General features: G+C 40.0%; 17 protein-coding genes. 7 read left to right on the forward strand and 10 right to left on the reverse strand.

What is annotated here, in order from left to right; translation table 11 throughout:
* The first annotated feature begins 446 nt into the window (after nt 1-446).
* Nucleotides 447-1,244 (forward strand): hypothetical protein, encoded by a 798-nt coding sequence (locus BMY70_RS12025; protein ID WP_090335400.1) that lies wholly within the window; start codon nt 447-449, stop codon nt 1,242-1,244.
* 2 nt (nt 1,245-1,246) lie between these two features.
* Here the strand turns inward: BMY70_RS12025 and BMY70_RS12030 are convergent, their stop codons facing one another.
* Nucleotides 1,247-1,891, reverse strand: coding sequence for an FkbM family methyltransferase (locus BMY70_RS12030; protein ID WP_090335401.1), 645 nt, complete (start codon nt 1,889-1,891; stop codon nt 1,247-1,249).
* 175 nt (nt 1,892-2,066) lie between these two features.
* On the opposite strand from BMY70_RS12030, the gene BMY70_RS12035 reads away from it, so the two are divergent.
* Nucleotides 2,067-2,948, forward strand: a complete 882-nt coding sequence (locus BMY70_RS12035; RefSeq protein WP_090335402.1) for an FkbM family methyltransferase — start codon at nt 2,067-2,069, stop codon at nt 2,946-2,948.
* A 3-nt stretch (nt 2,949-2,951) separates the two neighbouring features.
* Here the strand turns inward: BMY70_RS12035 and BMY70_RS12040 are convergent, their stop codons facing one another.
* From BMY70_RS12040 to BMY70_RS12055, 4 genes are all read right to left on the reverse strand, one after another.
* Nucleotides 2,952-4,451 (reverse strand): lipopolysaccharide biosynthesis protein, encoded by a 1,500-nt coding sequence (locus tag BMY70_RS12040; RefSeq protein WP_229209579.1) that lies wholly within the window; start codon nt 4,449-4,451, stop codon nt 2,952-2,954.
* Nucleotides 4,452-4,460: 9 nt separating this feature from the next.
* Nucleotides 4,461-5,561, reverse strand: a complete 1,101-nt coding sequence (gene wecB, locus BMY70_RS12045; RefSeq protein WP_090335403.1) for a non-hydrolyzing UDP-N-acetylglucosamine 2-epimerase — start codon at nt 5,559-5,561, stop codon at nt 4,461-4,463.
* 27 nt (nt 5,562-5,588) lie between these two features.
* A complete protein-coding gene (locus tag BMY70_RS12050) occupies nt 5,589-6,800 on the reverse strand; it encodes a glycosyltransferase family 4 protein (RefSeq protein ID WP_090335404.1) in 1,212 nt (403 codons plus the stop codon).
* Nucleotides 6,801-6,980: 180 nt separating this feature from the next.
* A complete protein-coding gene (locus BMY70_RS12055) occupies nt 6,981-8,249 on the reverse strand; it encodes a nucleotide sugar dehydrogenase (RefSeq protein WP_090335405.1) in 1,269 nt (422 codons plus the stop codon).
* 669 nt (nt 8,250-8,918) lie between these two features.
* Between BMY70_RS12055 and BMY70_RS12060 the strand changes: the two genes are divergently transcribed.
* The 5 genes from BMY70_RS12060 (at nt 8,919) to BMY70_RS12080 (ending at nt 13,724) form a co-directional block, all read left to right on the forward strand.
* Nucleotides 8,919-9,416 carry an ORF6N domain-containing protein gene (locus BMY70_RS12060; RefSeq protein ID WP_090335406.1) on the forward strand — a complete coding sequence of 166 codons (498 nt, stop codon included), beginning with the start codon at nt 8,919-8,921 and terminating at the stop codon, nt 9,414-9,416.
* A gap of 139 nt (nt 9,417-9,555) precedes the next feature.
* On the forward strand, nt 9,556-10,299 hold the full coding sequence (locus BMY70_RS12065) for a class I SAM-dependent methyltransferase (RefSeq protein ID WP_090335407.1): 744 nt from the start codon (nt 9,556-9,558) through the stop codon (nt 10,297-10,299).
* Nucleotides 10,296-11,567, forward strand: a complete 1,272-nt coding sequence (locus BMY70_RS12070) for a glycosyltransferase family 4 protein (protein ID WP_090335408.1) — start codon at nt 10,296-10,298, stop codon at nt 11,565-11,567. The genes BMY70_RS12065 and BMY70_RS12070 overlap by 4 nt, the downstream gene beginning before the upstream one ends.
* 26 nt (nt 11,568-11,593) lie before the next feature.
* Nucleotides 11,594-12,931, forward strand: coding sequence for an RNA-binding domain-containing protein (locus BMY70_RS12075; RefSeq protein ID WP_177197009.1), 1,338 nt, complete (start codon nt 11,594-11,596; stop codon nt 12,929-12,931).
* Nucleotides 12,932-12,956: 25 nt separating this feature from the next.
* The gene (locus BMY70_RS12080) at nt 12,957-13,724 is read left to right on the forward strand and encodes a glycosyltransferase family 2 protein (protein WP_090335410.1); all 768 of its coding nucleotides are present in this window, start codon (nt 12,957-12,959) and stop codon (nt 13,722-13,724) included.
* Between the two features lie 700 nt (nt 13,725-14,424).
* Here BMY70_RS12080 and BMY70_RS12090 read toward each other — a convergent pair.
* From BMY70_RS12090 to BMY70_RS12110, 5 genes are all read right to left on the reverse strand, one after another.
* Nucleotides 14,425-15,720, reverse strand: coding sequence for a DUF4302 domain-containing protein (locus BMY70_RS12090; RefSeq protein WP_090335412.1), 1,296 nt, complete (start codon nt 15,718-15,720; stop codon nt 14,425-14,427).
* A gap of 26 nt (nt 15,721-15,746) precedes the next feature.
* Nucleotides 15,747-16,670, reverse strand: a complete 924-nt coding sequence (locus BMY70_RS12095; RefSeq protein ID WP_090335413.1) for a zinc-binding metallopeptidase — start codon at nt 16,668-16,670, stop codon at nt 15,747-15,749.
* Nucleotides 16,671-16,727: 57 nt separating this feature from the next.
* A complete protein-coding gene (locus BMY70_RS12100; RefSeq protein WP_090335414.1) occupies nt 16,728-18,209 on the reverse strand; it encodes a RagB/SusD family nutrient uptake outer membrane protein in 1,482 nt (493 codons plus the stop codon).
* Nucleotides 18,210-18,224: 15 nt separating this feature from the next.
* Complete coding sequence (locus BMY70_RS12105; protein WP_090335415.1) at nt 18,225-21,596, reverse strand: SusC/RagA family TonB-linked outer membrane protein; 3,372 nt, start codon at nt 21,594-21,596, stop codon at nt 18,225-18,227.
* A gap of 282 nt (nt 21,597-21,878) precedes the next feature.
* On the reverse strand, nt 21,879-22,553 hold the full coding sequence (locus BMY70_RS12110; protein ID WP_090335416.1) for a response regulator transcription factor: 675 nt from the start codon (nt 22,551-22,553) through the stop codon (nt 21,879-21,881).
* Nucleotides 22,554-22,560: the final 7 nt, after the last annotated feature.

Raw genomic sequence — 22,560 nt, forward strand, 5'->3', positions numbered from 1 at the left:
CAAAAATTGGAAGCTTACTCTACACGTTTATAGGAAAAATGTGAAAAAAAATCAGAGTTAATATTAAATATCTATTATACAACCAATTAACAATATTATTTTATAGTAATCTATCTATTTAAAACAGGAAGCAATTAATTTTAGAATTGAAATCAAACCAATTTTGTTGATAATGAAATGAGAATATTATCCAACGGTATGTTAAAAAGTTGACATTACATTCTGATAAAATTGTTATAATTACTTACACACACACTTAGAAAAACTTGGAAAAACGAAATTTCAGATGGGTTAAGGGCCTGCATGAGGTCAGGCGGGGTACGCTATATTCCTTCAAAGATGAATCCCATAGCTTTAAACCAGACCTGTTTAACACTCCGGATCATCTCAGTACACAGGGACACAAGGACTCATTTTTATTTTGTTTGTCCAGAATCAATTCTCCCATGATTTCAGCTTTAATCCATTTTTACAAAGAGAGAGGATTGAACTTCCATTCGCCGTACCGAGCACCTTTCGGCGGAATAAACTGCAGTGAAGACTGTACTGCTGAAGAGCTTAATTTTCTTCTTTGCTGTGTCAATAAAACCGCCATTTGTGAGAAAATAAAATATGTAACGATCACAGCACGGCCATCCTGCTATAATCAAGCGCTTCATGAAGTAACGGACAAAATTTACCTGCAAGCCGGCTTCATACATTTCTTAAACCAACGCAACTTCCATATCGAGGTCAGACAGCTTCCTTTTTCTGATATTATCTGCAAGCAAGAATCGAGGAGATTAAACAAGTGTAAAAGGGAAGGTTTTGAAGTTGCGCAGGTGATGAATCCTGTTATGTCAACAATATATCTCTTTCTTGAAAATTCTTTCAAACAAAAACAATATCCATTATCGATTTCAGGAAGTCAATTAGATACACTGTTTAATCGGTTCCCTGATAAATTTTTAGTTTTTGCTGTACATAGCGAATCCAGGCTGATTGCTGTCAGCATTGCAGTCAGAGTCAATGAAAGAGTCCTTTATAACTTTTTAATGGCCGATCTTCATTCGTATAGAAGTTTCAGTCCAGGTGTGCTGCTCTACGAGGGAATCTATACTTATTGTCAGAAGGAAGAAATAATCATACTGGATCAGGGTATCTCTGTTGATCACAATGGACTGGAAAAACCAGAACTGATTCGTTTTAAGAAAAATCTTGGCGGGCAGGAATCCCTGAAAATTACATATAAAAAATATTTGTAAGCTCAAATCCCCAGGCAATTTCCGTCTCTGTAAAAAACCGTAGAGCAGCTTTCATGACCAACAATTGGCAGCATTCCCCGAAAATCGATGCTTTTATAGCCTTTATTGGTCATAAGATCCTTTGCCGGCTGATACCAGTCACGTTCTGAATTGTCCAGAATTAAAACACCATCTTCCGTTAAATATTCGGCAGCGAAAGCAGTGCACTTTACCCGATTCCGGCCATCTACAACAATGATGTTATATTTTTTTCCTTCATTTTTCACAGCCTCCACATAAGAAGGTCCTTGCGGGCGGGAATAAACAATGGAGTTTGCAGGAAGTTTCGGTTTGATTATTTCAATCCACTGGGCATCATGTTCAACGGCAGCGATATGTTTTACACGTGCACCATACCAGCGCGTAGAATTTCCCGATCCGTATTCAAAAACTTCGAAATTTGGTTTGATTCTTGGTTCAAGAAAAAAGATAAATGAGTAAGTATACCAGGGCAACGGATTTCCGGCAGCATCAACGGATTGTTTAGAGTGAAAACTTCTGAACCAACCGTATTCTTTCAGAGCACTTTTTAAATATAGCTGAACAGCCCCGCCAAAACCAACTGAATTTAGAATTCCCCAACCCTGCTTTTTTAAAAACTTAACCATTTTATCCGCTTATTCCGAAAGATATTTGTGACAATTTTAACCCTGAAATATTCTGGTTTCCGGCGTAGCTACGAAACGCCAATTTTGCACAGGGGCTGCAAATATACTACATTAGCATTCAATTTTAATATTTGTATTGATAGCGGGAATAATTTCAAAATCCCTCAGTTTTAGAATGAAATTAAAAACGATAAAGACGGTTCTGGGCCACCCTTTAAACAAAAACAGAAAGGTAAAAGCATTGATGACACTCTTCAAAAGAGGCCTGGTCATTCGCTTACATAAACATCCGATGGTCTACCCGTTTGTTGAACATGTTTCTCTGGTTGTGGATAAGGGTATGTCGAGCGCGGAACTGCAAATTTATACCGGCTTATACGATACAAATGAGATGCTTTTTGTGATGCATTACCTGCGTCCGGAAGATACATTTGTGGATGTGGGTGCTAATATTGGTGTTTATTCTGTTCTGGCATCAGGGATAACCGGCGCAAAATCGTTATCGTTTGAACCGATCCCATCTACATTTGCAAACCTGAAACGCAATATCAATTACAATAATCTTCAAGACAGATCAGAGCTTTATAATCTGGGTGTTGGTGATAAGGAGGAAACGTTGATTTTTTCAAATTCACTGGATGCGATCAATCATGTGATCAATGATAACACTTTTGGCGGTCCGGTTACAGAAGTTCCGGTAAATTCGCTGGATAATTTATTGGTTGATAAAAACATCAATTTACTAAAAATCGATGTGGAAGGTTTTGAAGCCAATGTCATCAACGGGGCTTCAAAAACACTTGAAAGGCCGGAGCTGAAAATTATTATTATGGAAACCAACGGACTTTCCGATCAATATGAATTCGGCCAGAATTACATCCACGACAAACTTTTGAGCCTGGGCTTTATGCCGTATAATTATTTTCCTTCTGAAAGAAAACTTACTAAAATAACCGCTACAAATCCTGAAAATACCATTTATATCCGTGACCTGGCTTTTGTTGAGAATCGTGTAAAAACGTCGAGGAAAATTAAATTAGGCGATAATTTGATTTGAAATTTATTTCAAAAATCTTGTCTGTAAGCCGCTTACCAGATCATTGATCTCCTCAGATATTTTAAACCTTACGATTAAAATAATAAACAAGAGTATGATGATTATTGAGCGCAAAGCCATCATCAACATGGCCGAAACAATGGTTCTAGTATACTCCGGAATCAGGAAAGTAATTGCATACAAAAAAGCCAGAATTAAGGCAACCTGTAACGTTTTATTTGTAAAGGGAAGCACACCAAATTTCCACCAAACGAAAGTCATTCTGACAATCGAGTAAACCAAAGTGGTAAAGGCAGTTGCAATGGCTGCTCCCACAAAACCGTGGATTGGGATCAACCATAGGTTCAGCAAAAAACCTAGAATAGCCGACGCAACAATAAATAATGTAGCAAATCTGAAAAATTTCGAATACATGATAATTTCTGTATTCAAACCTGTTGCGATGTCGAACACCTTTACCAAAGCAAGAAACAGCACCACGTATTTGCCTTCTCCATACGTACTTCCTTTTGGTATTAAAAAGAAAATATCGTCGATACTGGCCCAGATCAATAAAAATACAACCCCACCCGCAATAAGCTGATTCAACGCTGACTTTTGATTCATGGTCCGCACATGATCATAATCACCTTTCACCAAAGAAGCCGCCAGTAACGGAATCGATATTTGAGCAATTGCTTTTTTCGGAATTTCAATAATTCCGGCGATATAAGAAGCGATGATAAAAATCCCGGCGCTGACCAGTCCTTTTTTCCCAGCCACCATCGTTCGGTCAATAAAAAGCATCAGGTTTACTCCTACCCCACCAAGCAATGTAAATCCGCCATAACCAAGCATTTGTATGATTAACGATCGTGTCAGGATTTTTGTATCAGGAAACCGGAAATATAATCTGCCAAGCTGTTTGATATAACCAAGCAAAATGACAACCGCTAAACCATAAGATGCTACGACCAGATACAACATGGCTTCAAAACTTAGCCAGCCCAATCCAAACATCAAAATCAGCAAGACATTGGCTAATTTGAGATATACTTCTCTAATAAAATTTGGAACAGCAATTCGGGAATTATTTCTGCAATAAGCTTCAAGAACGGAAATATAGATCCAGAACGTCGTTAAGGGAATAACCAGAAAATGATATTTCAAAAACATCGGCGACTCCTCTGCGAAATAAGCATGGATCGCCGGTGTGAATACGAGATAGATAATCCCGAACATCACTGCGCCTATAAAAGGGAGAAGAAGAAGAAAAGCAAGAATTCCATGATGTTCTTCCTCGTCATTTCGGAAAAGACTGAAAAATTTGTCCGCTATAAAGGGAGTTCCTAAATGTGCAAATGCTGCAAAAAGTAAACTATTTTCAAAAAGCAAACGTGAAAGTGCGTATTGCTCTACGGATAAAAATTTCGTAGAAACATACATCTGGTTCACGATACCAATCCCTACCCCAATGTACGATCCAAGACCTGCTTTAAGACTCTGACGAACAACGATTCCCACTCTGAAAGTCTAGTTAGCGTATTTTTGTATCAATATTTCTGCGATACGTTCAGCGGCATGTCCGTCCCAGAATGGAGGAATTACGCCTTCTTTCACTCTTCCGGCTAGGATATCCTGCACTTTTTCAGCCACAGAAACCGGGTCTAGGTCACTTAGCAAAATATTGGTTCCCAACTCCACCGTAACCGGGCGTTCTGTACTTGCACGGAAAGTCAGGCAAGGCACTTGCAGATAAGTTGTTTCTTCCTGAATTCCGCCTGAATCAGTGATGATCAAAGCAGCATTTTCCATCAAATGCAAAAATTCAAGATAACCCTGCGGTTCCATCAAAATCACATTATCGAGACTTTGCAATTCATCCAGCAAACCCCAGGTTTCCATATTTTTCAGCGTTCTTGGATGAACGGGAAAAAGTACGGTTTTACTTTTTGAAGTTTCTTTAATGATTTTCAAAATATTGGATAATCCTTCCTGAAAATCCACATTGCTCGGACGGTGCATGGTCATCAAAACATAAGATTTTGACTCCAAACCAAGATCTTTCAGCAGCGTTAAAGTCGAAGCTTTCTGGCGGTAATATACCAAAGAATCGATCATCACATTACCGACAAAATGGACTTTTTCATCAGGAATACTTTCTCTTTTCAGGTTGTCTATACCTGCTTGTTCCGTAACAAAAAGATCGTCAGCGATACAATCCGTCATGATCCGGTTAATTTCTTCCGGCATTCCACGGTCGCCGCTTCTCAAACCTGCTTCCACGTGAACAACAGGAATATGCTCTTTTACAGCTACCATCGCACAGGCAATTGTTGAATTCACATCACCAACGACCAGCACCACGTCCGGTTTTTCAGCCAGCATAACCTGCTCAAATTCGATCATGATCCTAGCTGTTTGCTGCGTATGTGAACCGCCACCGATACCCAGGAAATAATCCGGTTTCGGTAATTCCAGCTGATTAAAAAACACATCCGACATACGGGCATCGTAATGCTGACCGGTATGAATGATTTTTGAATCGATTTCAGGATGTTGTAAAAAAGCGCGGTGCAACGGAGCCACTTTCATGAAGTTTGGACGGGCACCAACAATACTCAGGATTTTCATTTTTTAATCAACCAGAATTTAAACGGATCAGTGCGCCAATACATAATTGAAAGCAACCATGTATTCTTTCAGCACACTGTGTATATTGATTTCTTCTTTTATTATTCGTAACGAATTTGCACCAAAGGTGCTGATTTTTTCGGGATCCTGAAGCAATGTTTTCATTTTCAGGTTCAGACTTTCCTGATTTCCGTTTTCAAAATAAAATCCATTGTATCCTTCTCTCACCAAACGTCTTTCCGTTCCATCCGCAACCGAACAAATAATCGGTTTGGCAAAACACATGGCGTCATTGATGGATAATCCACCCATTCCGCCCAGCAAATAAATTGACGAAACATGCAGATATTTACCCAACGTTAATGCGTCATAAACTCCGCCAACAAATTTTACATTGTCAGAAACACCAAGTTTTCCCGCCAGCTTTTTAAGATTTTCCTCCTCCGGACCAAAACCTACCACGACCAATTCAATATCAGGGAAAAACCTTTTTAAATCTTTAACTGATTGAATCAGCATATCGACGCGTTTCCATTTTACAAGTCTTCCTACATGAATAACGCGGTGCGGATTTTTAAGCAGAATTTCAGGTTGTTTTAAAACTTCTTCGTAAGCAGCCAGCAATTCATCGGTATCCGGAGAATTTGCAGCGATAAATATTTTCTCCTTAGGCACGCCATAACTTCCGATGATATCCCGGCCTTCGTCATAATAATTGATATGGGCGTCGGCCAGCGGAAGATATAATTTTCGTAGCCAGGTAATTGCGCGGAAATAAAGTGCACCTTTCCAGTTTTTTTTATTTGCATCAAGATCTTCGGTAATGTTTTGTCCCGAATAATAATACTCCTGACTTTTCCCCCAATACGCCGTATTAAAGGGAATATCCCGGCAAATTAATTTTGCACCGATTTTTTTTAGTTTGAAATAAAATGGAGGATTAAGTACCAGTTGCAAAAAATATGGCCAGGACGACATTACAATAATGTCCGGTTTTATTTCCTGTAAAGTCGGGATAAGATTTTCGAAAAAAGACTTTCCGTACCAGGTTGTAAACTCAGGAAGTTCCACCAACCGGAAGTTCGCAGCTGATTTATCTTCCTTCACACCGGCGCCCAGGGCTTTGCTTTGTTGGGTTGGTTTGACGAGAATAACTTCGATTCCATAGTCGGAAACCATTTTATTCAATATCAAGGCAAAATAATGCGGCAACCCCGCCATAACAAAACAAACACGCATGCGTCAGAAATCTTGTGGTAATTCCTGCAAAAGTACACATTCGCAGACAATTTTAAGAACGGAAGAAATGTTTCGCTTACTTTAATGCAATTGGGGTCACGCCGAAGACGAAAATTTGAAATTATTTTAGAAGCAAAATAACCGGAATCATTTTAAAACTGATTCCGGTTATGGATTAAATTATAGTCTGGAATCAACTGAATCCTTTGGCAAAGTTGATTTAAGATCAAAAAGAACTGAATTCGTATTTGTGAAATCGGTCAGGTTTAATTCTTTGAAAGTATCATGCGCAACGGCCAATACAACGGCTTCATATTTTCCATTTGGTTTATCTGCAAGAGCGATGTCATACTCATGCTTGACCTCTTCCGCCGAAGCCCAGGAATCATACACATCGACTTCCATACCAAAATCTTTCAATTCTTTATATACATCAACAACACGCGTATTGCGAATATCCGGGCAGTTTTCTTTGAACGTGATACCCAAAATCAAAACACGGCTACCTTCAATTTTATGTCCTTTTTTGATCAAAAGTTTGACAAGTTTGTTGGCTACAAAGACACCCATGGTATCATTCACGCGACGGCCTGAAAGTATAACTTGTGGATAATAACCCAAAGATTCAGCTTTGTAAGCCAGATAGTAAGGATCGACACCAATGCAATGTCCGCCAACCAGACCGGGTTTATATTTCAGGAAATTCCACTTCGTTCCGGCGGCTTCCAGCACCTCTGTCGTATCAATTCCCATCCGGTCAAAGATTAATGCCAGTTCATTAACAAAAGAAATATTCACATCACGCTGGGCATTTTCGATGGCTTTTGAAGCTTCGGCAACTTTGATACTGGATGCCAAATGCGTTCCGGCTGTGATAATGGTTCCGTATAAAGTATTGACAAATTCACCGATCTCCGGTGTTGAACCCGAAGTAACTTTTTTGATTTTAGTTAACGTATTTACTTTGTCGCCCGGGTTGATACGCTCCGGAGAATATCCGCAGAAGAAATCAACATTGAATTTCAGGCCGCTTACTCTTTCCAGAACAGGGACACAATCTTCCTCGGTACAACCCGGATAAACTGTGGATTCATAAATAACAATATCACCTTTTTTCAAAACTTTACCAACGGTATCACTCGCTTTCAAAAGTGGACCAAGATCCGGCTTTTTATAATTATCGATCGGCGTCGGAACCGTTACGATAAAGATATTGCAAGTTGCCAGTGCATATAATTCATCCGAAAATTGCAGATCCTGAACACGTTGTAAGTCTTCAGAAGAAATCTCCTGCGTTCGGTCGTAGCCGCGCTTCAATTCAGCGACGCGTTCCTTATTGATATCAAAACCAAGCACCGAATATTTCCGGCTGAATTCCACCGCCAACGGCAAACCAACATAACCAAGACCAATAATTGCAATTTTACTTGCAGCAATTTCTGACAACATTCTGGTAAAATTTAAAACGAGGACATAAAACTAGCCATATTAATTATGATCAGAAAATTTTGGAGGAATCTTGTTCCGGTAGGTCTGTGGTTTGATTGATCAGTGGAAATTTGGCAGTCCAGAGCACAAAGCGTTCCGAAAGAACGCCAGGCATCACATATTTCCTATTTACTATCAACGAAATGTACCACCGGTACAGGCAAATGGGAAGATCCTGTCATTTTCAGTTTTGAAATTCACTTCGAATAAATCTAAATAAATTCGTTCTTGCTTTTCAATTCATTGCTCGTCCCAATATGCCCTCGGCATAATTTGTGGGTAGTAATTATTCTTTGCAGCATAGCCAAGCGTTCCCGAAGAACGCCAGGCATCAAAAATTTCCTATTTCCTACCAACGAAATGTACCACCGGTACAGGCAAATGGGAAGATCCTGTCATTCTCAGTTTTGAAATTCATTGCGAATAAATCTTAATAAATTCGTTCTTGCTTTTTATTTCATTGCTCGTCCCAATATGCCCTTGGCATAATTTGTGGGTAGTAATTATTCTTTGCAGCATAGTCAAGCGTTCCTGAAGGAACGCCTCGTGACTAATATCTACATTTTCTCATAGTGCTGGCAAACCGGCAAAAACTGTGACTTGGCTAGACAATTTCAAAAAACTGAATTTATGGAACTGATTGCTATACAAGACAAAGTGTTCACGCTTCGTGGACAGAAAGTTATGCTGGATTTCGATTTGGCAGAAATGTATGAAGTTGAAACGAGATCTTTGAAACAGGCTGTTAGAAGGAATATTGATAGATTTCCCGAAGACTTTATGTTTGAATTGACCAAAACAGAATTAGAAAACTTGAGATCACAAAATGTGATCTCAAGTTGGGGAGGTCTCCGCTTTCTACCCTTTGCTTTTACCGAACAAGGAGTGGCTATGTTATCCAGTGTTTTAAAAAGTCAAAAAGCATTGCAAGTAAATATCACTATTATGCGGGCCTTTGTTATGATTCGTCAATATTATTCCGATTCAACAGAATTGAAACAACGTATTCAAAGTCTGGAAAATGAGATGCAGGTGAAATTTAAAGACATTTATGAAGCGCTGAATTTTCTATTAAATCCCCCAAACCCTGAACGCAAAGCCATAGGATTTAAAAATAGCCGTGAATAAATCTTGAGGTCACAGTTTGTGACCTCAAGATTGAAGAAAATCTACTCCGCTCATATTTTTTAAAGACATCTTAATTCTGAAATTGTAACTTTGATCTTTCTGCAAAGTTTCGAATAAGTATAATCTGTTTTTAAAATATATGAATGGCCTGACGGATAAAGAATTTTGGTTGAATTATTGGGAAAGTAAAACCGGACTCGTTTTTAGCATCCCCGATAATTATCCGTTCCTATCTCTTTTAAAAAAACTGGCACCAACAAATCAGGTAAAAAACCTACTTGAAATCGGTGGATTTCCAGGTTACTATTCGGTTTGGGCACATAAAAATTTAAAGATCAAAACGGATCTGCTGGATTTCGTGATTCATCCAAAGATTTTGCATGATCTGGAAAAAGCAAATCAAATAGCCGAAGGTTCGGTTGGGACGATAGAAGCGGATTTATTCAGTTATACTCCTGTTGGCAAATATGACCTCGTCATGTCAAACGGTTTGATCGAACATTTTCAAAACACCACAGAAATTATCCAAAAACATACCCAGTTTCTTTCTGAAAATGGTATCCTTTTTATTTCCCTTCCAAATTTTCAGGGATTAAATGGTTGGTTTCAAAAGACATTTGACCGCGATAATTACGACAAGCATTATATCGAAAGTATGGATCTTGTCTACCTTCGAAATATTTGTAAGAATCTTGGATTGAAAGATATTGAAGTATATTATTCCGGTCGCTTCATGCTTTGGTTGGAAAACGAGAATAAACAGCCTGCCTGGGTTCAAGCTTTCCGCAAATCGACCTGGTTTACACTTAAAGTTTTCTCCAAGTTTTTCCCGTTTGAAACAAAGGCATTATCACCTTACATCGTCATTACAGCCCGTGCATGAACGTAGTTTTCATCAATACCAGCGACAGTAGCGGCGGCGCTGCCATTGCATGTTCCCGGCTTCAAAAAGCTCTGGAAAAACATTCGTCTGTCAAGGGTAATATACTGGTTCAGGAGAAAAAAACAGAAAATCCGGCCGTTACGACAATTGCTAACAATCCTCTAAAAAAACAATTTGTCTGGGCAAGATTTATCACTGAAAGGCTTTTGTTTTTACCCTACGAGCGGTCCAAAGAAATTCGTTTTCTATTTAATCGTGGTATTGTTGGTGTAGATATCAGCCAACATCCGCTTATTAAAAATGCGGATATCATTCATTTACATTGGGTTAACTTTGGATTTCTATCAACTGGTTCGATAAAAAAATTATTGGCCTTAGGAAAACCAATCGTCTGGACATTCCATGATATGTGGCCTTTTACGGGCGGCTGCCATCATAGCGGCGAATGCGAAAACTACCAGATTGAATGCGGAAACTGTAAGTTTTTAAAAAATCCGGGTGGGAATGATATTTCCAGGAAGGACTGGTTTTCCAAAAAATCAGCTTATCAACCCAATCATTTTACAGCAGTTGGTTGCAGTCAGTGGTTATCCAAACGAGCCCGAAACAGCAGTTTGCTTAATGGATTTAGAATTGAATCGATTCCAAATCCGATTGATATAACCTTATTTTCACCGATCTCAAAATCGGAAGCGAGGCAAAAATTAAACCTACCAACAAACAAACATTTAATACTTTTCGCAGCCATGCGTGTCAATGCGCTGATGAAAGGCTTTTCCTATTTTCAGGAGGCATTAAATATGCTAAAAAATCAGCACCCAGAGCTATCTGAAAATATTGAGCTCCTGGTTTTCGGTCAGGCGGAAGAAGAGGTGTTAAATCAATTACCATTTAAGACACATAAACTTGGACATTTGTCCGATGTAAAACAAATAGTCCTTGCCTACAATGCTGCATCTGTTTTTGTGACGCCGTCGCTGGAAGAGAATTTGCCAAATACGATTATGGAATCTTTCGCCTGCGGAACGCCAGCCGTAGGATTCAGCATAGGCGGAATTCCTGAAATGATTGATCATCAGCAAAACGGATATCTTTCAGAATACAAATCTGTTGAGTCATTGGCGACAGGAATTCAGTGGGTTTTGAGAAATAACGAAGACGGAGAAATTTCTAAAAAAGCGCGGGAAAAAGTATTGGGAAGTTACGCGGAAAATATTGTCGCGTCTCAATATGAAACACTGTACAAATCATTATTGAAAAACAAATGACAAGGCAGTTTTCATATCTTTTACTTATGTCTGAAAACTCAAATACAGAATATAAAAGCAGTTTCAGTGACGCTGTGATTGAAACGTTGGTAGCCTTTGCCAATACCAAGGGCGGACAGATTTTTATTGGCTTGAATGATGAGGGAGAGCCCGTCAAAAATTTCGTCATCCGGGAAGAGACTGTTCAGCAATGGCTCAATGAAATTAAACACAAGACCCAGCCGTCTGTCATTCCCGATTCTGAAACAGTTGAAATAGATGGAAATGAAGTTGTCGTACTTTCGATTAAAGAATTCCCGGTTAAGCCAGTATCCTTTCGCGGGCGTTATTTCAAACGCGTCCAGAACTCAAATCATCAATTAAATCTGGGTGAGATTTCGGATATGCATCTTAAAACTTTCAATACAAGTTGGGATAGCTATGCAACGAACGATTACAAACTCGACGATATTTCGCTGGAAAAAGTAAGTTCGTTTATAGATAAATCCAACTTACTCAAAGAAAGTCCGATACAGGATGATCCGTTAACGGTTTTGTATAAATTTGAACTGATCAAAGAGTCAAAAATTGTCAATGCCTGTCATTTATTATTTGCGAAAAATGACTTGTTCCTGGCAACTATTGAATTGGGAAGATTTTCTGCACCAACCTTAATAAAAGACGGCTTAACGCTCCGGAGTGATTTGTTTTCCCAGATCGAAGATGTATTAACTTTCGTCAAAAAGCATATTAATAAGGAATACATTATAACCGGAAATCCTCAGCGCGAAGAACGATGGGAGTATCCTCTGAACGCAATTCGGGAAATTATTATCAACATGATCGTTCACCGCGACTATATGCATTACGGCGATTCTTCTGTGAAAGTTTTTGATCATTATATCGAATTTTTCAATCCGGGTCCATTACCACAGTCTATTTCCATTGAACAATTACTCAGTGGCGATTACACTTCGCAGGCAAGAAATAAAAAGGTATCTTCAATTTTTAAAGAAGCTGGTGTTATTGAAAAATATGGTTCCGGTATCAAAAGAATTCAAAATGCTTTTCTGAGTTATGGTTTGGATGCGCCAGTTTTTGAAAATTTTCAGCACGGATTTAGAGTTACTGTTTCTACACAAACTGTGGAGAAAACTGTGGAGAAAACTGTGGAGGAAACTGTGGAGAAAACTGTGGAGAAAACCGAGGAAATTATCCTGAACCTGATTAAATCCGATTCCCGAATAACGACAAAAGCCATTCAACAAATTACCGGATTAAGCAGACGAGGTATTGAATGGCAGATACAAAAGCTAAAAGATCAAAAAATAATTAACCGGATCGGGCCTGATAAAGGCGGTCATTGGGAAATAATAAAAGAATGATTTACTCATTCAAAAATTCACGCGAATGCCTTTACTAACAATCATAACCATCACATACAACGCTGAACGATATCTGCCCAGAACCCTGAAAAGTGCCGAAAAAGCATTGTCAAAACTGGCGGATAAAACTGTGGTTGAATACCTGATCATTGACGGAGGTTCAAAGGACAACACTTTAACCATTGCCAGTCAATTTGATTTTATCGCAAAAGTAATTTCTGAACCGGACCGTGGACTTTATGATGCGATGAATAAAGGCTTAAATCTCGCAACGGGAAAATATTTATGGTTTTTAAATGCTGGTGATCAAGTTCAGGATGAAAATATTTTAAGTCAGTTAATTTCTGCTTTTGAAAGTAATGCAGATGTCTATTACAGCGATGCTTTACTTGTTCGCGAAGATGGCAGCGAGGTTGGTTTGCGAAGCAAATTTACTCCACACGATTTGCCTAAAAATCTGACCTGGAAAGATTTTGCGCTGGGAATGAAAGTTTGCCACCAATCCTTTATAGCAAAAAAGGAAATTGCCCCGCAATATGATTATACCAATCTCAGTGCTGATATTGACTGGGAAATTTCCTGTCTGAAAAATTCAAAAAAGACACAGTATCTGGATTTTGTTCTTTGTAGATATTTAATGGGCGGGCTGTCAATACAAAATCATCGTCGCTCTTTATTAGATCGTTTTAATGTTTTGAAAAAGCATTTTGGCCTGATTCCTTCACTTTGGAATCATGGAATTATTTTCTGGCGAGGATTTTGGTTTGCGAGGAAGAATGGGAAATATTGGTAGAAATTAGATAATATTCAAAGTATTTGCTTTTTAACCTTCCACAAATAAATATTCTATATTATGAAAGATATATCTGGCCCCGTAAGCCAGAAACGATAATATATTTTTTTTATTTCTGATCAATATCGCAAAAGCCTATCACCGTATTACTGATAATTGAAGTTAAAATTGGATACGGAAAGAACTTGTTTACAGACTTCATTGGGACACACTTAAATTCGTCGGTTGAAGTTTTATAATTGTCAAATCCCAAAAATTAAGAATCCAGAAAAAGATTTTTAAAATACTTTGTACTCCAAAACGGAATAAACATTTTCCAAAAATTCTTCCTAGTTAACTTATCTAAATGAATAAGTCTTATGCCGCTTATACCGGGATGGTAAAGAAATACGTAAACCGCGAGGGACATTGCAAAAATACCGGAAGTGATAAAGCCGAATTTTGTAGCTGTGATCATCGCCGCAAGTGGGAGAAAGATCAATCCATAAAATACAAGTTTGTTTCGCATTGTAGTGACAGCGGGCTTTACTTAATAAAATTATTTTGTATACTACCAATTCATCAAAGAGTCACACAAACAGAAAAGATCTCTTGGAGTCCAAAAGATCTTTTCTGTTTTAACTAAAAAAGTAGAAGTTATCGTTTACGGATCATCAACGTCTAGCATTTATTACACAAATTTCAAAGCTATAAGTGATTATTATTCCCATGGATATAACCACGTAATCCAGGTTCTACCATCCTTTGCACTTACCATATCGTAAGTTATCTCTGATGTTTGAATTAAATAGTAACCATTCACTTCCTCGACCTGTGCCTGAACTTTTGTATTCATAAGTTCATTTGTCCCGTATTGACCCAAAACTGAAAAGGTAACTCTCCCATCCGTTTTAAACGATGGGACAACGGCAGGGCCCATTAAATCATTTCCGTCATAAGCTGCAAAAGCATCGTAGGTTGTGCCGGAAGATGAAGCAATGGCTGGAAAAAAGAGTAAGTAGTAAAAATTAGGTATTGACGTAACGCCAAAGAAATCCTCCTTTCCTTCCGAAGTGAAGCCTGTCAATGATACCCAATACGACCCTTTTTCCGCAGCAAAAGTCCACCATCTCCTAGCCGCTGCAATATCCACTTTTAAAGGTTTTGCGGCTTCAACAACCGTTACTTTATTCCCGGCGGCAGTCATTCCGAGGGATAATCTTGACTCATCCCAGGTAAGGTCCGTAAATCCGGTAATCGTTTGAGAACCGTTCACAAAAGGGGTGATGAATGAAACGCCGGTTGAACTATAATAATAATCGGTAGTAAATGAATTGACCGTTGTACCGACTAGCCAGTTCAAAGTAACGGTTCTTGCCGACTGGTTCACTGCAATTTCGTAAACGACACCACCGATGGTGACGCGTTTAAAATATGTCAAATACTTCGAAATATTGGAAAATAGAAGACTTTTCGCCAGTCCACCGTTTCCATAAGCAGCGGCCTCTTCCTGCGTAGCTTTTATTAGGATGAGCTTACTCTGGTTTTTCGTTCCTGTTAAAGTTATATTTTCGGTATTTAAGGAATCATTGTTAAAGGAAAATTCATAGTCGGACCTTAATCCGTCGCCATTAGATCCACCATTTACACTGCCGTCAGGATCGGCCAATACATGAAGGTAAGAGTAGGTATCAAATATCAGTGAAGGCGTCTGCATCGCTTTGAGCCTATAACTGCTTTCCTTAGATGTAACCGCAGATTCGGAAGCGAAATCAGAGTACATCACTACCCGATTCTGATCATTGAATTTGAAATAAAAACTATATACGCCTCCGCCAGCCGGATAAATGATAGCCTTCCAGCCATATTGCGCTGCCACTAATTCCTGCTGATAGGTCGCAACTGTTTCGTTAATGCGCTGGTCTGCCGTCTGTTCAAAAACATCATTATCTTCGCTGCAAGACCAAAGCCCTGCAATGAAAACCAATAACAGATAGGAAAGATATTTATTTTTCATCGTGATTTTCTTTGAACGGACAGTGATTATAACAACGGAACCAAGGCGGCGCGGGTTTTCTTTTGCAATTCATAAAAGTCAATATTCCACGCCGTTTTGTAATAGTTCACGACAAGGGCTTCCTTTCGCCTCAATTTTGCCTGAGCGTCTGCCTGGCTTGTTCCATTCACACTAAAACCAGCCGGAATAGAATTAATCATCTTGTCCCATCCGGACCTGCCCTCAACAAGCATCATCGCGACTGTCTCTACAAAATCTTCATCAAAAGCCGAACTCGCGTAAGACGTAATAAAGCCATCCCGGCGGGCCTCAGCGTCAGAGACATTGATCCAGTTTTGACCCTGATACAAACCTCTGCCGATTTCCTTAAATTCAACAGGGTACAGTATTGTTTGGTGTAAAATGTGCGCGAACTCGTGCTGTAAAGTATGCGTTGATTGTTTCACATTAGCAGAGTCCCGTGCTGGAACATAACCGCTCATTCCCCTTACCCGGAAATTATTCACATCAAACAAAACAATTTTTCTTCCACCCTCCGCCTGTCCAAGAACCACTGATCCGTCAGAAAGATATTGTACGCTACCTGACATAATAAAAGTTTTTGGCGAATATTTATTAAAAAATACGCTTCCCGCCTGGGCAATATATGGCTTGATCCAGGTATTCAGGACCGCCCTTGTAACCGGAACGATCTGCTCCTCTTTTGGTGGGACAAGCGTTTTGGTAACATCTCCGAATTCAAACTGATCCCACCTGTATTTCATGATGATGTTATACGGCGTTGTCAGACTATCGGAAATGTATTTATCAATGGCAGTCGGAGGGATCACTTCACCGCCCAGGCCAGAAATTTCTTCCACATTTTCAAGCTTGTCTTCTTTGCATGAACCTAATAGCAAGGTCAACGCCATGGCCGCAAGAAAAGGACTGAATGTTATTTTTATCTTCATTTTTTTTAATTTAAATCATGCTCAAAAGCCCTAGTGAATTTGAACGTTTGATAATATCTATCTTGGATTTAACTGTATACCCGACTGAACAACTGACTGTGGCAATTGCAGCAATCTCTTGGGATCGTCGATATCTACCGTGATAACAGGACCGTTGCGGGTTGCATGTGTTACACCAATGCCATAACGAAGCATATCAAACCAACGCATACCTTCCTGTGTAAATTCAATTCGGCGCAGATCAGCAATGGATATTAACAATCCGAGAGAATTATTTTGAGTCGAATTACTCAAACCATAATAGCTACGGATTTTTTGAAGCGTCACGGCCTGTGTTCCTGCATCATAATTTCTTAATCGTTTGCTCATAAATAAATTGATATCTGCCAATGCAGCAGTACCATTTCCCAGATACAAGTTAGCCTCAGCACGGTTGAAAAGAACTTCTTCCGCAGTAAACAGCGGAACCATGACGTAAGGATCTCCAATCTCGGCATTTACAGATTGTTTAACAAAATATTCTGTAAATTTTGGAATCAATAAATTGCCTTCGCCCTGCGTATAAACGGGATATGCCCAGCTGGCATTCGTTCCGGTCAGTCCGGAGACCTGGCTGATCTCGTTCCACTTCGAATTAGTCAGTCCATAACGATATCGCGCTACATAGCGACCATATACAGAACTGGTTTCAACAAGTAACAAATTAGCCGGTTCGCTGGCTCGCGAGTATCGATTAAATAGCCCTTCAGGCGTTAAAGACAAATAATCTGTATTCCAAGGCCTTAAATTTGCAGCAATATCACCAGATGGAAAAACGTTGTTTGCGTAAGAAAGCGTCTTGGCATAATCACGTTTTACTAAATAAAAACGCGCAGCAAAAGCATTAGCCGCGGCAATGTTAAAATGATATTTGGGGACTGTGTAGGAGACATCCTTGATCAAAGGTAATCCTTCCACCAAATCCTTCTCAATCATTTCATATACGTAGGCGACCGTTCTCCTCTCATATTGTTTGATTACCACATCTTCCGGGACAGTCACGTAGGGTATTCCCGGATCGGTCGACGCTGTTTCAGGATCATAAAATTTCGAGAAAAAGCTCACCAGCATAAAATGTGCATAGGCTCTCGCGACCAGTGCTTCTCCCTTTTGCGCTGAAAAAATCGAAGGATCGGGTGCTTCACTGATTACCTGCAACGCCAGGTTTGCTGCTGCAATGGCTTTATAGGCTCTCGCCCAGTACATGTCAGGAGAATCCGGAATATCTACCGGAGCATCTACTACCTCAAAAAGATAAGATCCACGGTTGACACGGTCGTCCTGCCCTACCCCTTTATCATCAGAATTGTCGCTCATGGCCTCACTAAATCCTACATAGCCCCCCTGCGGATAAGCTGTGGTCAGTAGTTGAGAAACCTGTTCAGGGGTTTTAAGCGTGGCTCGGGTACTATCTGGTTCGGTTGACAAAAAGTCATTACAACCAAGCAGGGCAAGCAAGGGTGTCAATAAGAAAATTCGATTTATATATTTCGTTTTCATATCTGATCTCTTCTGTTATAAAGTAAATTTAAGCGCTACCGTAAACTGCTTTTGAATAGGCTGCGCCACACCCCCGGTATTAAAGAATTCCGGATCCTGCCCTTTTAGCTTTTTGTCGGCATATATAAGCCAAGGATTAATCGCTGAAATTTGAATGGAAGCGGCTGTCATACCTAATTTCTGAATTGTTGTCAAAGGGAAACGGTAAGCCAGAGAAACTGACTTCAGACGAACAAAGTTACCACTCGCAACGCGCTGGCTGGAATAGTTGTAGGTTGTATAAGGATAAATTCCTGCCAGATACTGGTTCTGTAAAATGTCCGGGATCGATGGGATATTTGTAATTTTTTCGTCGCCCGGCATTTCCCAACGATCGTTAAATTCTTTGGGAGAAGCATCAAGATCGCTAAAAGATGGCCGCGAATTATCTGTGCCTTTGTAAAGCGGGTTAAGGCGGATTTTATTTCCAGCCTGTCCTGTTAAAAATACGTTCAAGGTAAAATCGCGGTAAGTAAACGCATTGTTCAAACCACCTGTGAGTGGAGGATCGACAGGTCCTTCATATTTTAGATAAGCTGTATTCAAATCCTGAAGATATACATCTGAGCTAACTTCGCCTTTTTCATTCAAAAAAGTTGGAACGCCTGTTGCAGGATTCAAGCCACGATAATCCACAGAAAACAAACCCCTGACAGGATACCCCTGAATATTGGCACCCTCTGCTTTTACCATATCAAAAATAGTTGGCAGATTATCCACACTTGTGATTTTTGTATGCGCATACCCCGCGGTAAAACGCGACCGCCACGACCAGTCTTTCGATTTATAAATCACGGCCTCCAGCGAAAGGTCAATTCCTTTTGACTGCATGTCCGCGTAGTTGGCAATTTTATACGTCTGCCCGCCGATACCGGAAGTTTTAATTCTATCGATCAGGTCAAAACTGTTTCGCAGATACACGTCGGCAGTAATGTTGAAGCGGTTTCCTAAAAGTCCAAGATCAAGACCTATGTTTCCACTGTATAACTTTTCCCATGTAAGTTCGAGATTGGCCAGAGAAGCCAGGTCAATCGCAGATTCCTTTTCATCTGTATAAGGACGATTGGTAACCAAACTTTTAAGCAAAACTGCCGAATTGGTTGCAGGGCCGGTACTGGCAGTTAGTCCATAACTTCCCCGAAGCTTTGCATAACTGACCCATGTGAGATTTTTAATAAATTCTTCGCGGTCAAGGTTCCAGGAGCCAGCTACTGTCCATGTCGGCAACCAGCGACCAATAGCAGATTTACCGAAACGATTGGACCCATCATATCGCGCATAGGCAGTGAAGTTGTATTTATCATCCAGCGTATAACCCAAACTTGCATAAAATGCCGCAAAACGGTCGAAGCTTTTTTCCATTTCAAAGTACTGAAAATTACTTTCAATGGTTTGTTTTAAAATCCGATAGTCAACGAATGGAGTTCCGCCCTGGTCATATTGATATCCGTAACCGGTATTGTTCGCGTTTTGTCTGTTGGTAAATTTAATTTCCTGACCAACCAACGCATTAATGGCATGTCTTTCAGAAAAAGTTTTATTGTAGCGCAAGTTATTTCTTACGTTATAAAAACTCATTTCATCCTCATTGCGGTTGTAAAAACCACCTCTTGGCAAAACCACTACCGGGTAAGCATCAGGATCATCCGGATCTCTGTATAGAAATTTATTTTTGAGCGCAATGGTAGAATTTCCTGCCGCGCGGTAAGCGTTGGCCATGTTGGAATTCTCAGTGATCTGATGTTCCTGACCAGTTTTGATATACCTGAGGGCCCCTACAAAATCGTAAGACAGGTGAGGCGTAATTTTGTAACCCAGATCAGCCTGTAAGCGGATGTCAACCAGGTCCAGGTCGATGTAATTATTTTCAAGTTCTGAAAGTATATTAAATGGTGCAAAGTTTCTTCTAAAAAACTCGCGGTTGCCATTTTCGTCAAACGCGGTAAGCGTGCGACTGGTATTTAAAGCGTAACTGAAAGGGTTAATATCAAAGTCTCGTCCGTAAGTGCCATCCACCGGATTAGCCTGACGGGTCAGAGAGCCCGGGGCGCGCTGATTACGAACAGACGACAATGTTGAAAATCCGAGAGTGAGTTTGTCTGATAAATTGTAGGTATTCCTGAAATTGAGTGTATAACGCTTCACCTTGTCAACTACAGTCCAGCCGTTATCATTCAGAAAACTTGTAGAAAAATAAGATTGCGATTTATCTGTTCCGAAGGACACACTCAGCGAATGTTCCTGCACAAAATTATTTTTAAATAATACATCAAACCAGTCAGTATTCGCACCGGCATAACGAAGCAGAAAATCTTTTTTTGCCTGTGGCGTGTTAGGTATCCCAAAAGAACCGTCGTCCGTTGCGTTTAACAAGCTGTAATATTTGCCATAAACTCCATAATCAGGATTATCAAGAACATTAGAATTCAGATATCCTTTTCTTTCCAATTCGCCTAAGACAGACATCTGTTCCGCGGAATTCATAATATTGAAATTCCGGTAAGAGGGTTTTAGCTGGGTACTGAAATTACCGGAATAACTGATCACTGGCTTGCCAGACTTTCCTTTTTTCGTAGTGATCACAATCACACCGTTCATTGCACGTGCGCCATACAAAGCTGCGGCTGCGGCATCCTTCAGGATATCAAAAGATTCAATATCGTTTGGGTTAAGTCCCGCAACGGCAGAACCAAGCAAAGTTGTAGGGTCACCGCTGGAAAGCTGGTCGTTGGAAATATTGACAATATCTTCTAAAACTACTCCGTCAACCACCCAAAGCGGCTTATTATCACCATTCAATGAAGTTGCTCCACGAATACGGATTTTTGGCGCAGCCCCAAATGTGCCTGAAACGTTCTGGATAGAAACCCCGGCAGCCCGGCCTTCCAGCATACGGCTCACATCGGGAAGCCCATCGATCCGGACATCATCTGTTTTAAGTGTCACCGCAGATCCGGTAAATTTACTTTTGTCGATCTGTTGAAAACCTGTAACAACGACATCTTGAAGCCCTACTGCATCCTCAGAAAGTTCTATCAACACTGTTCGGGAAACGGGAACTTCTGCAGGAAGAAATCCGATCATGGTCACAACGAGTGTTGCGCCTTCATTAACGTCTGATAAGACAAACTCGCCTCGCTCATTACTCACCGTTCCTTTTGCGACACCTTTGACCCGGATCGTAGCGCCAATAAGCAATTCACCAGTCTTGCTCTTCACCACTCCACGTACTTCGATATTTGCAGCTGAGGCCTGCGTTGAAATAATCGTAAAAACGGCACAAAAAAAAGTACTTAACAAGAACGCAAAGAATGGCCGGAAGCCACTAATCCGATAAAAAATCCTCATACATGAATGAAAGTAAAGTTCTTTATTAAATAGGTCTTGACTTTAATGAATCCAATTATACAACTAAACAAAATAATAAACGAGATTTTTTTCGGCGGAGTATCTTTTTACCGAGAATATAATTTTGGCCTAATAATATTTTTATTATTGGTCAAAATACCAAATTTGTAATAAATAAAGGACTTATTTATCCAAGTTCAGAATGTGTAGGGGCGGGAACTTTTAAATGTACTAAAAATATTCCCATTTGCAATAAAGAGTTATTTAATTTATTTCGGTGACTTACACTCTCTGCCGATCTCTTAAAGCCATTCCTATCAACTCAGCCGTGTTTTTAACATTTGCTTTTCGCATGATACTAGCGCGTTGGTTTGCCACTGTGTTGGAACTGATCGCAAAATGTTCAGCAATATCTTTACTACTCATTCCCTCGGTAAGGCACTGAAGAATCTGCTGCTCTCTTGGAGTCATTTTATTCCAGACAGAAGGATTACCAGCTGTTAATTTAATTTCAGGTTCTTCCTCCTCCTGTTTCTGAAGAACAAGATTTCTGATGATAATTGAAGATGCGTTAGGCGGATAATACAACTCACCTGCAGCAACACTTCGAACGGCTTTTAGAATTTCCTCCCGGCCTGTATCCTTAAGCAGATAACCCGCCGCTCCGTTTTTTACCGCCGAGATGATATAATCCGGATTGTTGTGCATGCTGAAAACAAGAATTTTGACGAACGGATAAGCTGGCACCAGAGCTTTGATGGCGTCCAGGCCGGACATACGAGGCATTGTAAGATCAAGCAAAACGACATCCGGACTGTATGTTTTCACACTTTCCAGCACCTCGTCGCCATCGGAAGCCTCCCCGACAATCAGAATATCTTCTTCATCTTCCAGCAAAGTAATGATGCCTTGCCTAACAACTGAATGATCATCAACGACCAGTATACGTATTGCCATCTCGCCA

The sequence above is a fragment of the Dyadobacter koreensis genome (genome assembly GCF_900108855.1).
GTDB classification, from domain to species: Bacteria; Bacteroidota; Bacteroidia; order Cytophagales; family Spirosomataceae; genus Dyadobacter; species Dyadobacter koreensis.

Bases quoted from the DNA above. Each gene is read 5' to 3' on its own strand.
- BMY70_RS12095 (WP_090335413.1), bottom strand. From the start codon at position 16,670: ATGAAGATAAAAATAACATTCAGTCCTTTTCTTGCGGCCATGGCGTTG.
- BMY70_RS12030 (WP_090335401.1), bottom strand. From the start codon at position 1,891: ATGGTTAAGTTTTTAAAAAAGCAGGGTTGGGGAATTCTAAATTCAGTT.
- wecB (WP_090335403.1), bottom strand. From the start codon at position 5,561: ATGAAAATCCTGAGTATTGTTGGTGCCCGTCCAAACTTCATGAAAGTG.
- BMY70_RS12080 (WP_090335410.1), top strand. From the start codon at position 12,957: ATGCCTTTACTAACAATCATAACCATCACATACAACGCTGAACGATAT.
- BMY70_RS12110 (WP_090335416.1), bottom strand. From the start codon at position 22,553: ATGGCAATACGTATACTGGTCGTTGATGATCATTCAGTTGTTAGGCAA.
- BMY70_RS12035 (WP_090335402.1), top strand. From the start codon at position 2,067: ATGAAATTAAAAACGATAAAGACGGTTCTGGGCCACCCTTTAAACAAA.
- BMY70_RS12090 (WP_090335412.1), bottom strand. From the start codon at position 15,720: ATGAAAAATAAATATCTTTCCTATCTGTTATTGGTTTTCATTGCAGGG.
- BMY70_RS12060 (WP_090335406.1), top strand. From the start codon at position 8,919: ATGGAACTGATTGCTATACAAGACAAAGTGTTCACGCTTCGTGGACAG.
- BMY70_RS12065 (WP_090335407.1), top strand. From the start codon at position 9,556: ATGAATGGCCTGACGGATAAAGAATTTTGGTTGAATTATTGGGAAAGT.
- BMY70_RS12075 (WP_177197009.1), top strand. From the start codon at position 11,594: ATGTCTGAAAACTCAAATACAGAATATAAAAGCAGTTTCAGTGACGCT.
- BMY70_RS12100 (WP_090335414.1), bottom strand. From the start codon at position 18,209: ATGAAAACGAAATATATAAATCGAATTTTCTTATTGACACCCTTGCTT.
- BMY70_RS12050 (WP_090335404.1), bottom strand. From the start codon at position 6,800: ATGCGTGTTTGTTTTGTTATGGCGGGGTTGCCGCATTATTTTGCCTTG.
- BMY70_RS12055 (WP_090335405.1), bottom strand. From the start codon at position 8,249: ATGTTGTCAGAAATTGCTGCAAGTAAAATTGCAATTATTGGTCTTGGT.
- BMY70_RS12025 (WP_090335400.1), top strand. From the start codon at position 447: ATGATTTCAGCTTTAATCCATTTTTACAAAGAGAGAGGATTGAACTTC.
- BMY70_RS12105 (WP_090335415.1), bottom strand. From the start codon at position 21,596: ATGAGGATTTTTTATCGGATTAGTGGCTTCCGGCCATTCTTTGCGTTC.
- BMY70_RS12070 (WP_090335408.1), top strand. From the start codon at position 10,296: ATGAACGTAGTTTTCATCAATACCAGCGACAGTAGCGGCGGCGCTGCC.